Below are 12,703 nucleotides of genomic sequence, written 5' to 3'. Positions count from 1 at the left end.
TCTGGGCTGAAAGTTCTTCTCGGACGCTTTGTCATAGTTCCACCTGTTGTGTACGAGGTGCATTCTAACACCTCTAATCAGGTGGCCAAATTCACTATGCCACTACAGTCTTGTAGGCTGTTTTCAGGGTACAAGACTTCTATGTTGTCTAAATGGTGAATTGTCTTTGTACCCAGCTTGGCTTCTTCATATCGTAGCCTTGGATTCGCTGCCATAATTTGTTCAATTTCCCACTTATCTGTGATCTCATATTCGACGGTGATGTCTCCACTTCTGTCGCTTATCATTTTACGCAAGTAACTCACAACCTCTTGTGAGAGAGTTTGTCTATTCATTAGCTCATTAATCTTTCTGTTCGCCCATCTCGCACCGCGTTTATGGTCTAGCATTGCGTTAAGAGTTTGTTCCCATTTGTCAATAAAGTTGGTCTGGGCAATGTAAATGTCGGTTTTGCATTCCACGGTCAGTCTGAACTTTTGAAAGTCTTTTGTGAGCGATTCAAACTCTATATCAAACGCCTTTTTCCCACATTGATTACCAATATTGATTTCGGAACCGTCGCTGAGAGCGACCAGATATCCCTTCATGTGATCTGTATGACAATTACTGAGACCGCAACACACCATGTCTTTCACCTGGTAATAACCGATGATCTCTTTCAGTGTGGCGTCAGATGGGTCGTGGTTTGATTTGAAATGATCTCTCTGAGTGATTTGTGCCCAAGTATCGATTCTTACGAGCTCTTCTTTTTCTCGAATAACAATCACTAGTTTGATGTTCCTATGTTGGATGGTGAGACAAGATACGTGTGGAGTATCATACTAGGTTGAAAGTTTAGACTTAGTCAAAGATAGCGTTGTTGGAGTGTGGAGAAGGTCAATTAACATCATTTAGAAGGGGACGTCGTGTAACTATATCAAGATTCACATTTGTAAATGTGAAAGTGTTTTTAATTTTAAATATCATGCGCTTATGTTTATTTTTTGAATTTTCCCTCATGACATGTTTCACTTCTATCATGTGATAAATAATTGGCCATGTAATGTTTTTATATTTATTCCTTGTTTTTGTTTACATGATGTATTTTATGTGCCATTGTAGTAACCAGTAGAAGATGCAGGCTGCAATGGAGTCGAGAATATGAGCCGACAGATAGAAACACTGAAAGAGTTAGAGACCATAGCAAAAGGGGCGTCAGATCTGCTCGCTCAACGTGAGGATATTCGACCGAAACTGCCTCGGACGTTTGACCGTCCTGACGCAGTTGAGTACTTAAAATGTGATTATCGCACGATTGAAAAGCATGCGGCTGAACTCGGCATTGATCCGAAAGCACACGTATCGAGTGGAATCAACTGGATGCTCGATATCAATCAAATCTACAGCATTAGAGATGCCCTGCCAGAAAGCACTATTCTCAAGAAGAAGTTAAAACCATTTAATCGTAAGAAGAATCAGAAAGCACAAGTCTTAGTCGTACAGAATCAAAAAGGGGGCGTCGGGAAAACGCTGAGTTGTATCACGGTTGCTACTGGTATAGCGATGGAGTACCACGAAGGATATCGAATTGCCGTTATTGATATGGATGGCCAAAGTACGTTGAGCTCTTACCAACCATCCTTAGATGGAGAAGAACGCCCTACAATTGGTGAACTCATTCAAATTGATCCTGAAACTGATGGCTATCGAGAGCTCATTCGTGCGTCTATTTCTGACACGACCATCCCCAACCTAAAAATTATACCAGCGGCTCAAGGAGATAGGGATATCGAAGCCATTTTTCATGAAGGTGTGTTTTCTAATTCAATTTCTTCTCCCTATTCGCGCTTAAAGGCAGTCATAGAAGCAATCAGTGATGATGTGGACATCGTCTTGATCGATACTCCTCCTTCTTTGGGGTATGCTTCTATCAATGCCTACAATGCTGCGACTAGCGTTATTGTGCCCCTTGGTGCAAACCAAAATGATACTGATGCGACGTGCCAGTACCTAAGCTATCTACCAAAGATCTATAAAAACCTTATTGCTCAAGGCCATCAAGGTTACGATTTCATCAAGTTTCTGCTGACCAATTATGAAGAAAATAGTGCATCCTCACTCGAAGTAAGAGAAGAGCTCAATGAGCATTTCAACGGTTATCTATTTTCTACAACATTTAAGAAATCAGAGGCAGTCAGATTATGTTCGTTAGATAGAAATACGGTTTACGATTTATCCAAATCGATGTACTCAGGTCACAAAAGTACGTTCAAGAACGCCAAGTTAAATGCTGATCAAATCCTGATGGATATCATGCTTCAAGTGAGAAAGGTATGGGATAAGGAAGCTGAATAGAATGAGTAAACGACGAGAGGCCATTCAAGCTGCTCTGGCCAGCAAAAAAGCAGCAAAAACAACAACAGTACCTTCCATGCCTTCTGGTGATCTTGATGTTGCATCTGAAGCTAAGATTGATGCGGAGCTCAACTATTCGAGGCTATCAGATAGTTTAGATAAAGCTGGAATATCATTCAGTGATTTTCTCCAGGAGCAGTCAGGCATTACTTTATCTAAACCAGAGAGAAGATTGACGACTCCTTCTGGCGAAATCTATACAGTGGCCACTTCACACATGTCGTATGAGCAGTTAAAAGCGTTGTGTGTTATTGACAGTGACAATGTGAGAGATGCTTCTGAACGTACAGAAGAAGCGTTGTCCGACATTATTGATGAGATTGGTATGGGGCTTCAGTTAATGCCAATCATTGCTTACATCGATAGAAACGGAAAACATTCTATCATGGAAGGGTCACGACGCTTCGCTTCTGCACTGCATCGTAAGGTAGGGTTAACGGTAGATATCTTTGACCGTAAACCAAACGAAGAAACGATTAGGTGGGTGGTTGAGACTTCAGACAGAAAGAAAGGTTTTTCCTATTTTGAAAAAGGTAAGCTCTATACCAAACTGATGGAAACCCACTCTTGGACTCAAGCTGAATTGGAAAGAGAACGCGGTTATACCCAACAAGATATCAGTCTCAGTACTGCTTATTATTCTAGCCCACAGCCGTTACTTGAATTACTCCCAGTTAAAACATTACCACAGACTTATGTTTTAAAACTTAACTCAGCGACAAAGGCTGTCCTCAATAAAAATGTGCTGAATGAATCGATAGAAGAGCTCAAAGGAGCCCTGCTTGGTATTGAGACTTTGTCATTAGATAAACAGTCTAAGGTTGTGGTCGATAAGTGGCATGAACTAGCCAAAAAACTCAATGCCAGGAAATCAAAAAGTGTGAAACCTGTCTTTGAGTCTGGCGAAACGAAAGCTTTTGTGAAAAGAACAAAAAAGGGCAGTCACATTACTCTACAAGGATTACCTAGAGAATTAGAAAAGGATGTTTTAGACGCAATAGAAAAAGTAATGAGTGCCCAAAAAAACGTTTCACATTTATAAATGTGAAATAGGTTTTTTCTTTTAGAAATAAGAGCTTAAGGTGAATTTTGTTATTGGTGTATCAGGCGGTTTTTTGTCATACACCATCGAATTGAGAAATATACCCTGCACGCCGCGACCAAACTTTGTGCAGGGTAGCTGTCACTAACAACTTGGAGATATTAGTATGCAAACAGCAGAGAAAATTATAAACGCATTTGAGAGTGGAATACCAGTACATCTAGGAACGATGCCTTGGGCTGAGTTCGTCGAGCTTCTCGATATTCTCAAAAAAGCAAAGCAGTAGATGTTCTTTCGGTTGTTTGAGGATAAGTTGTATGTTTCGTGGTACCGATAGGCACAACTTCTTTTTAACCTGAGTTATCAATATTGAGTGAAGTAGGGCTGGCTTCGTTTGGTCTAAGGCTATAACACTTCCATCCGGTCACAAGATGTTCCTTTGTGCGCCGAGAACCTACCCTATTTCACGCGCTCCCCTGCGGCGCGAGCGCCTGGTCTCACGAGTTCAACCAAGCCTTTCCCTGGCCAGGCTAACCCTGTCACGATTCGTTCCGTTTGCAAGCAACCGTCCTCATCTAGTCAGGCTAAGCCTTTCAAGGGAAGGGTCTTGTCCCTTCGGGTCACGGTAGGGCTTTCTTCGCTATGCGTCTGAAGCGACGCGCTGCGCCTCACTGCGTTCGTTGCTTTCTCCGCTTCGCTGCGCCTCGTCGTGCCTCCTCGTAGCCTTACTGTGTTCATCGAAGAGCGAGTAAGGGGTGTTTTCTTATGCGCCGATTTTCCTTTCAACTCGCCTCACATTATGGCGCGCGCAGGCTGTAAACCGTGACCTATCAGAACCTCGATAACAAGGGTGAAATGCACGCTGTCGCGCCCTTGTTATCGAGAACCATGAGAGGTCATCGGACAGCCAAGCGGCTCCATAAAAGTGATACTCAAACAGAAAGGAAACTCCCGATGGCGCAACAAAATTCCCCCCAAACTCGCTCTAACGTGAACTCAGCAACCAGCGTTTCGCCGCTGGGCCACGAAAGCTCACCAAAAAATGATAGCTCTTCGGCCGCACACGCGGTTAGCACCCACGATTTTATGTTGATGTCGGGAACGGAAGGGGAATTGAAAAGCCAAGTGAGAAAGTCGCTGAACTTAGCGCGTATCCGGTCTTTTAGAAAAGAGCATGGCTTGATTCGAGCTGAGCGCCAAACACATAAACATCCCATGAACTACGTATGCACAGAAACAGAGTGTATCGATACCATCCATTAATCTGAGGACCACGACAATGGACAAAGGTTACATCCAGCTTATTGATATCAACACCAAGCAAGTCTTGGCCCAGCGCGAGGGACTCAACACGCCCGAGTTCTTTGAATATCACCGCCACAAGGTGTGGGTAGTGAAACCAGAGCAGGCACTTATTTTTGTCGACACGTCTGAATGTTCACACCCGCCAAAATTCTTTCGCGCTTTACCGGATAACACTTACATCAAAGTGTACAAAGAACTGACAACCGAGGAACCTGAGCACTTAACGCCCGATTGGGAAGGGACGATCGAGGCTCTAGAAAGAGAGCATTACGATATGGTGACAGAGTTTGGGACTTGGAACGCTTTTGATCAGGACCATAACTGGGTAGGGACTTCGGAATACTAAAAAATCTCTCAATCATCGCGTTCGCTTCCACTGGGACGCGTCATTACATATACAGAAGAATCCAACCAGTAAGGAAGACTCATGAAAACAGTCGCGGAAGAGATCTTAAAAATATTCGGTGCTAATAAAGAGTTGGAGGCATTGGAATGTGCGATGGCTGTCGCTATCACCGTTCGTGAAGCCAATGATTATAGTGTATATAGATTTGTTGACCTGTCTAGTGTACGTGTCTACATATCAAATGAACATGAAATCACGATACTTGAAGAGTAAAGAACGGGCCGCCCAGCGGGATAAAGACACTCGCATAATGTGATTTTACTATCAAAAATATGCTTGTAATGCTATCATTTAATTGATAGTATAAGCTCATGGTCATAAAGGACCACGTTCTTTAACAATGTGAGGTGGTTATGAGTGAGGGCAATAATACGGTTCCTGTCACTTCTGAGCTTGAAAAGGCACAGGTAAGGCAAATTAACTCAGAGATACGCCTAAAGACGTTTGGTTTTTGCCAACGCTGGCTTATAATCTGGTTAACTATTGGCGGTTTCATCAAATTAGACATAGCTAAGGAGGTGATTTCATGGATAAGTGGATAGAAAATCACATGATGCTGACTTCTGTCGTTATCATGGTTACCGGTTTAACTTTAGGTTTCATCCTCTTCTAAAACAAGCCCCGAAAGGGGCTTGTTAACTTTCAGAATCAAATGCACCCAAACGACAAAAAACTTAAATTAATTCTAGAGCACCTTTTTAAAAGAGAGGAGCAAAGGCAGTTAGTCGAAGCCGTTTTAAAGGATGAGGTTTCATCGGTTTATGAGGCTGAAAAGCGGTTTGGAATCTCACCCAACACAGGAACCCGACACATAAAAAAGTACGAAAGTCATATTGAGTATTTAAAGAGTATCGGTTTCAAGTTCTAACAATCAATCACCTTACTAGCCCACTGTTTACAGTGGGTTTTTTATTAACTAACCGAAGGGTTTAGCATGAATATTAGTCTGAAAAAATTTAGTGTCTTCACTCTTATTGCGTTCTTGTCTTTGCCAGCATTAGCAAATTGTGATGATGGTAAAGGGGGGATAGTTACCCTTACACGTTAATGTAGAAACTCCACCTCTACATATTTAAAAATCTGGAAATCGTTGTAGTGAAAGTGGCTTTTTAACTTTTGCTACAACGATTTGAACAAAGCGAAGCGGCGTTAGTCTCTTCTGAAAAGTCATCGTATTGAGCTGATTTTTCAGAATGGATTGAGCTATATAGGTTCAATATCTTAGTTTTCTGGAAAGCTCTCTAAGCATTGCTGAATAAGGCATTGCAGAGTTATTCAAAATCAACCTGTGGGGGTAGAAAGGAATGCTGAGCCAGATAGTCTTTGTTTTGCTTGTCGGGGTTGGCCTTTGGTTCGTTTTCAGACCCCAAAAAACGAAATTAGATCGCTTAATGGATAAGCATAGCAATCTAATGGTTAAGGCTAGTATCGCGGCTGTCTGCCTCGCTACAGCGTTCGGAATCTATCTAACAGCAAATTAGGGGAATATCGATGCTAAGGACGGGCGCGTTAATGGTGATATTGCTGCTTATAGGATGTGAGCAACGAACAGATTTTGATGCTTGTGTCGAATACTACACAGATTTGGCAAACCGTGATCCAGTAATACCACAAACAAATAAAGAACATGCTGCCGTAATCTACATTCAGCAAGAATGTGGCTTAAACGGGAATTAAGGGTAAGCAAAAGAATCCGAATTGAATAATTACGAGGTCACTATGATCCATATTGTTGATGCCATTGAAAGTGGCAATATCATACGCCCTTTAAGCCGCTCGGAAGAGGGGCATCTACACCCTGACAATCGATCGAGTGAGTCAGGCCAGAGACTGCTTCAAAAGTTGAACGAAAACAAAGAGTATTTGCGATGCGACTGTCGCCAGCCGCATGCAGTAATGCAAACCAGCAATTACAGTGCGCATGGATATGGGTTTCGACTGGTCAATCACCGTCGATATGGACTCCATGACAAGGGGTGTCCGTTTTATCGTGAGATTCAAGGCTGGGTGGTGAACAATCCAGACGCGGCCCAAAGGGCGCTACGCAGGCAGGAGCAGACCTTTGAGACCTTAGAGCTATATGGTTCTTTTGCCAATGAATCTACAAAAAAAGTGAGTAAGTCCGATAATGCAGTGACTCGGCAGCGTAGCGCGAAGTCGGGTAGAAAGGTAGATAAGATTGTTAATCTTGTGTGGTATCTGGTCAAGCAATCCAATTTGGATAGATTCGTTTCCGGTGAACCAAAAATGTCTGAAGAAGAGGCGCTTGAGCGTTTGCAAAAAGCCGGAAAAAACACCGTCTTTGGTGACTCAACATTGGATAAGTGGATATTTTGTGGGCCAGACGCTTTCAATCAAGCCAGAGATGCATTAACGGCCATTCGTGAAAAGCAAGGCTGGCAGAGTGGTGGGCGGCCACACGCGTTTGTTGCTATGGTGGTTGACGATGTGGACATCGATGACGAGAACAAGGCCAACCGAAAAATCATTCTCAAATGGGATGAAAGAGAAAGACCCTATTATGTTAGCAGCATCAAAACTGATGGGCAGGGAGTAAGAACGCCGGGACCATACTTAGTGTTTATGTCTCTGTGTGAGTATGAAAAGGGCGGGGCATTTCGAGCCCATACTGTTTATATTAAACCCATTCTCTACCGTGACAGACTCATGTTGATGGATTCAGACCACGAGAGAAAATTTGCTCGTCAGGTCATTTACAAGATCAAGAATCATCAAGGTTGGACGTTGATTAAACCACTGGAAGGGGTGGTCATCGAAGATACTTTCCTCGTTCCGGACTTTTTGATCGAAAACTCTGCACTCAACGCTCACCACCTTATCGAAATCATGGGGATGTTAAGTGACCCTGACTATGCTGACCGAAAAGAATACATTGTGCCTTTGATGTCAAAAGCATGGCCACATCATAAAGTCGTTGAAATTGATCCTGTTAGTCCTTCGAAGGATAAAAGGAATTATCTTGAGCAGTTAGGGCGGCTATGCAGTGACTAGGTGAGAAACAGATCCGGACTACTTAGACGTGGTTTTAAATTTGGGCCCTGATCTTCTTGTTGCAATATTTTTAATCCAGTAAAACACTCTGCTTATATTTTGGTAGTCTCGGTTTGACTTCTTGAATGAAATCCGAAAAAACTCACGGGCGCCGAGAACCTACCCTATTTCACGCGCTCCCCTGCGGCGCAAGCGCCTGGTCTCACGAGTTCAACCAAGCCTTTCCCTGGCTAGGCTAACCCTGTCACGATTCGTTCCGTTTGCAAGCAACCGTCCTCATCTAGTCAGGCTAAGCCTTTCAAGGGAAGGGTCTTGTCCCTTCGGGTCACGGTAGGGCTTTCTTCGCTATGCGTCTGAGGCGACGCGCTGCGCCTCACTGCGTTCGTTGCAAAAAAGACTTTTCGCTTTAGCCTGCTAAGTGACTGGTAATCGCCCCTTACATTCTCGCTAGCCATGCCGTTCCCTATGTGAGTTTCCATCTACGCCTCGTTTCTTCCTGTTAACCATCCTCAAATCAGAACCGTCTCTGCAAGGGTTCACTTCGTCGCGTTGCGCCCCTGCAGAGAAGAACCTGATTGAAGGAGTGGACAGTCAGACGACGAAGATGAAAACTCAAAAACATAGGAAACTTTGCCATGACTGACTCAAACGTAATTTGCTCAACCATCACTAAGCAGCCTAAACCGACCAAGTTCTCGGACTTGGAGCCGAAGACTTCCTCTAAAGATGAATTTTTAAAATCCTTTACTAGTGGCAAGTTACGTAAAAACGCAAAAAAGAAAATCGCTAAGTTGCTAGATTACGCTGACACGGTAACGCTAAAAACCCAGTCGATGGGCATGGATGATTGCTTCCGCCACAATGAACCGGAATCAATGCCAAAGTCGGAGTTTTGGTCGTGGTATGAGCGTGAGTATGCGGACATGGTTATCATGTTGATAGTACAAGACGGCGTATTAACGTGCGCTAAGTTTTGTGACTGCATTTACCACTTTTCAAATGATGTTGTCATGACGTTCTCACTAGAAGCAGAACAGGAAGATAACTCAAAGGTTGAAAAGCCTATTTTTTCCTTCGAGAAAGTGATCGAAGCTCTAGAGCAAGGCTACATTTCACCACTTAACCATGACCAAAAGCACCCAGAGCCGACCCCGCCAACGGACGAAACAAACACGCGTCGAGTGACTAGCCTAGGCGACTATCAAGGACGCGTCGAGAACAAAAAAGAACGTTTGGAGACAAGGGCGGAAAAAGCACAAGCGCAATCAAATAACCGTTACCAAATTGCCCATCAGTTGGGGAACGTTCTACCATTTGGACAGCCGATCCTTGTCGGCCACCATAGCGAAAGAAAACACCGCCGATTGATTGAAAATATTGATAACAATATGCGCAAATCTATCGAAGCACAGGATAAAGCCAACTATTTAGAGTCGAAAGCGGCCAGCGTAGGAACCGCTGGAATAGCGTCAGATGACCCAGAAGCCATTCAAAAGCTGAAAGAAAAACTGATGAGTCTTGAACGTAGTCAGGAAATGATGAAAGACATTAATAAAGTGATTCGTTCAAAGCATATGACCAATGCTGACAAGCTCGAATACATGACCCAAACCCATAAGCTCGATGAAAAACAAGCGAAAGAGCTGCTAGTCGGTGACTTCTGTGGTCGTGTTGGTTTCCCAAGTTATGCTCTACAAAACAACAACGCCACAATTAACACAACGAAAAAACGCCTCGCAGAGCTTGAAAAACTGCACAACGAAGCACCGTTAGAGGAAGCAGGAGAAATCGAAGGATTAAGCTGGGCGCTGTACGAAGAAGAGGGACGCATCAAGTTTTCATTTGATGGAATTCCATCGGAAGCCGTGAGAACAAAGCTTAAATCTAACGGTTTTAAATGGTCACGCTATTCCAAGGCGTGGGTGCGCAAGATGACAGGGAATGCGGTGAAAGCCACAAAGCTGATTGTGGCCGAGTTGAAAGAAATCTAATGATGATATCCAGCCCTCGGGCTGGATATGTGTCATAAATCCAAATAACACCTGATGAGCAGATCAATTAACTCTTTGCGCCGAGAACCTACCCTATTTCACGCGCTCCCCTGCGGCGCGAACGCCTTGTCTCACGAGTTCAACCAAGCCTTTCCCTGGTCAGGCTAACCCTGTCACGATTCGTTCCGTTTGCAAGCAACCGTCCTCATCTAGTCAGGCTAAGCCTTTCAAGGGAAGGGTCTTGTCCCTTCGGGTCACGGTAGGGCTTTCTTCGCTATGCGTCTGAAGCGACGCGCTGCGCCTCACTGCGTTCGTTGCTTTCTCCGCTTCGCTGCGCCTCGTCGTGCCTCCTCGTAGCCTTACTGTGTTCATCGAAGAGCGAGTAAGGGGCGTTTTCTTATGCGCCGATTTTCCTTTCAACTCGCCTCACATTATGGCGCGCGCAGGCTGTAAACCGTGACCTATCAGAACCTCGATAACAAGGGTGAAATGCACGCTGTCGCGCCCTTGTTATCGAGAACCATGAAAGGTCATCGGACAGCCAAGCGGCTCCATAAAAGTGATACTCAAACAGAAAGGAAACTCCCGATGGCGCAACAAAATTCCCCCCAAACTCGCTCTAACGTGAACTCAGCAACCAGCGTTTCGCCGCTGGGCCACGAAAGCTCACCAAAAAATGATAGCTCTAAAGGCTTCACCGTAGCAGTGGGGAGTGAGATCAGTCCAAAACAACTTGCGGCCTACGGTTTCCAAATGAACAACTTTCAGTTCTTCCCGTCGAGTATTCAGAAAGTGGAATCACTATTGAATACGCGCATGGCTTGTTCTCGAATTAAGGCTGCTCGTTTTAGGGTTGAAGATAAATCTTACTTTGGCCAAAGAATCTATTACATCACAAGTGTTTAATTAAAGGCAGGGTGCATCAATGAAATCATTACGACATTATATCGACGAAAGAATGACTCAGTTATTCAATGAAAATGGGGCTTTCTTTGCGTTTTCAAAGAGTCAATATGACGAACAAAAAGAAGAGGGCTTTCAATATGTTTCACTTGGTGCGGGCTTAGTCGTGCCAAAACAAAATGCAAAAAAGGTGGTCGATGGTCTAGATAATATTACCGAAGAAGGAATCAAACTAGACATTGAGAAAAATGGTAGATACGCCATTATAAAAAGGGAGTTGTTCAATTTGGAATGCATTTATAGTGGTGATATCAGTGATTGTGTTGATTCAATGAAAAGATATGGGTTTTCTCAGGATGAAGTGAACGAAGTTTTCAATCGAGTGAGATTGGAAGAAGAACTAGATTAAAAATAGCCTCAATATATCGGCTAAATGAATATTGAGGCTAAGCTCATCAATTATATAAGACAGGATAATCGAATGAACGTTAGCTATGTTAACTCAGCTCCAAAAGAAATTAAAGCACAAAATTATACATGCACAGCTATTCCCTTTGAAATTGGGGAATTAATGTTAACTTCTGGAGTGTATCATCATTTGAAAAACAATATCGGTGCTAGCTTGGATATTTTTATTTACCGACACAAAAATGGAGACTGGGGCGAAGTGAGTATGGAAGAAAGAACGTTGAATGATGAGGCGACTAGAAACGGTGGACGGATAATGTCTGTTTACACAATCTGTAGTAAGAAGGTGTGGATTATCACAGAGGCAGACAGAACCCTGACTACTGTATTGTTCCCGATAGAATATTGATGAATTAAGGATAGCTACTATAATAGAGGTCAAACACGACCTCTTTTTTATTATGAAAAAATACTTCACTCTATTATTAGTCTTGCCCAGTGTGGTGTCTGCATTTTGCTTTGATGAAGCAGGGCAGCGATATAATGTTGATCCAGATTTGCTCAAGGCCATTGCGATGCAAGAAAGCTCACTAAATCCCAATGCAACTAATATAAACAGAAACCAGCATGGTGAAATAGTCAGTCGTGATTATGGGCTGATGCAGATTAACTCAGAATGGTTTTCCACACTGGCTCAATTTGAAGTGAACGAACTTACCGTTATGGAGCCGTGTTATAATGTTAACTTGGGGGCGTGGGTTTTATCCTCTAATTTTTCGACTCATGGGTATAACTGGAATAGCGTTGGTGCTTATAATGCTGGGTTCAAAGAATCCTCTCAAGCAGCGCGAGATCGTTACATCATCGAAATAAAAAATAACTACCAAGAAATCAAAGCCAGTAATAACCAATCTAACCAAGATAGAAACCGTGTTTTCATACGGCGTTCTCTAATTGACTAGCACCCGCAGAAGTCGCTGACGACTTCTGTTGTCACCCCCAAATCTTTCATCCTTCAGTCGCCATCATGAGCGGCTTTTTTTTGTCTCGCGCCTCCCCAGGTTCACGTTTGAGTTTATCGATCGAATCCTAACGTTTCGCGCAGTCGGTTGGATTGGAGTAGCACCACACACCACGGCGCATTGAAATCAATGCGAATGGTTGTCTGTTGAAAATATAAAATCATTTAAAACAGAGTCTTAGCTAAGTTCAAGCTAAGAAAAACAGCCTTTTAAAAATTTT

General features: G+C 43.4%; 13 protein-coding genes. 12 read left to right on the top strand and 1 reads right to left on the bottom strand.

The window, feature by feature from the left end:
• Positions 1–77: 77 nt before the first annotated feature.
• Positions 78–767 (bottom strand): hypothetical protein, encoded by a 690-nt coding sequence (locus IX95_RS10385; RefSeq protein WP_038159599.1) that lies wholly within the window; start codon positions 765–767, stop codon positions 78–80.
• A 373-nt stretch (positions 768–1,140) separates the two neighbouring features.
• On the opposite strand from IX95_RS10385, the gene IX95_RS10380 reads away from it, so the two are divergent.
• From IX95_RS10380 to IX95_RS10320, 12 genes are all read left to right on the top strand, one after another.
• Positions 1,141–2,334 carry a ParA family protein gene (locus IX95_RS10380; protein WP_051912537.1) on the top strand — a complete coding sequence of 398 codons (1,194 nt, stop codon included), beginning with the start codon at positions 1,141–1,143 and terminating at the stop codon, positions 2,332–2,334.
• Between the two features lies 1 nt (position 2,335).
• On the top strand, positions 2,336–3,436 hold the full coding sequence (locus IX95_RS10375) for a hypothetical protein (RefSeq protein ID WP_038159564.1): 1,101 nt from the start codon (positions 2,336–2,338) through the stop codon (positions 3,434–3,436).
• Between the two features lie 954 nt (positions 3,437–4,390).
• Positions 4,391–4,699 carry a hypothetical protein gene (locus IX95_RS10370; RefSeq protein WP_038159561.1) on the top strand — a complete coding sequence of 103 codons (309 nt, stop codon included), beginning with the start codon at positions 4,391–4,393 and terminating at the stop codon, positions 4,697–4,699.
• Between the two features lie 16 nt (positions 4,700–4,715).
• Entirely contained in the window at positions 4,716–5,087 is a 372-nt protein-coding gene (locus IX95_RS10365; RefSeq protein ID WP_051912535.1) for a hypothetical protein, read from the top strand.
• 81 nt (positions 5,088–5,168) lie between these two features.
• A complete protein-coding gene (locus IX95_RS10360) occupies positions 5,169–5,360 on the top strand; it encodes a hypothetical protein (RefSeq protein ID WP_038159558.1) in 192 nt (63 codons plus the stop codon).
• A gap of 1,278 nt (positions 5,361–6,638) precedes the next feature.
• Complete coding sequence (locus IX95_RS26260; RefSeq protein WP_152562025.1) at positions 6,639–6,824, top strand: hypothetical protein; 186 nt, start codon at positions 6,639–6,641, stop codon at positions 6,822–6,824.
• 42 nt (positions 6,825–6,866) lie between these two features.
• Positions 6,867–8,159, top strand: a complete 1,293-nt coding sequence (locus IX95_RS10345) for a hypothetical protein (RefSeq protein ID WP_038159551.1) — start codon at positions 6,867–6,869, stop codon at positions 8,157–8,159.
• A gap of 635 nt (positions 8,160–8,794) precedes the next feature.
• A complete protein-coding gene (locus IX95_RS10340) occupies positions 8,795–10,150 on the top strand; it encodes a DUF3560 domain-containing protein (RefSeq protein WP_235202615.1) in 1,356 nt (451 codons plus the stop codon).
• 588 nt (positions 10,151–10,738) lie between these two features.
• Positions 10,739–11,056, top strand: a complete 318-nt coding sequence (locus IX95_RS10335; RefSeq protein ID WP_038159549.1) for a hypothetical protein — start codon at positions 10,739–10,741, stop codon at positions 11,054–11,056.
• A 19-nt stretch (positions 11,057–11,075) separates the two neighbouring features.
• The gene (locus IX95_RS10330) at positions 11,076–11,462 is read left to right on the top strand and encodes a DUF7659 family protein (protein ID WP_038159546.1); all 387 of its coding nucleotides are present in this window, start codon (positions 11,076–11,078) and stop codon (positions 11,460–11,462) included.
• 72 nt (positions 11,463–11,534) lie between these two features.
• Positions 11,535–11,870: a hypothetical protein gene (locus IX95_RS10325; RefSeq protein WP_038159588.1), complete on the top strand. Its 336-nt coding sequence runs from the start codon at positions 11,535–11,537 to the stop codon at positions 11,868–11,870.
• 52 nt (positions 11,871–11,922) lie between these two features.
• Complete coding sequence (locus tag IX95_RS10320; RefSeq protein ID WP_051912532.1) at positions 11,923–12,423, top strand: lytic transglycosylase domain-containing protein; 501 nt, start codon at positions 11,923–11,925, stop codon at positions 12,421–12,423.
• Positions 12,424–12,703 lie beyond the last annotated feature (280 nt).

Source organism: Vibrio sp. B183 (assembly GCF_000740665.1).
GTDB lineage: Bacteria > Pseudomonadota > Gammaproteobacteria > Enterobacterales > Vibrionaceae > Vibrio > Vibrio coralliilyticus.
The sequence above is the reverse complement of the archived record's forward strand: the minus strand, read 5'-3'. Positions and strand labels throughout refer to the sequence as shown.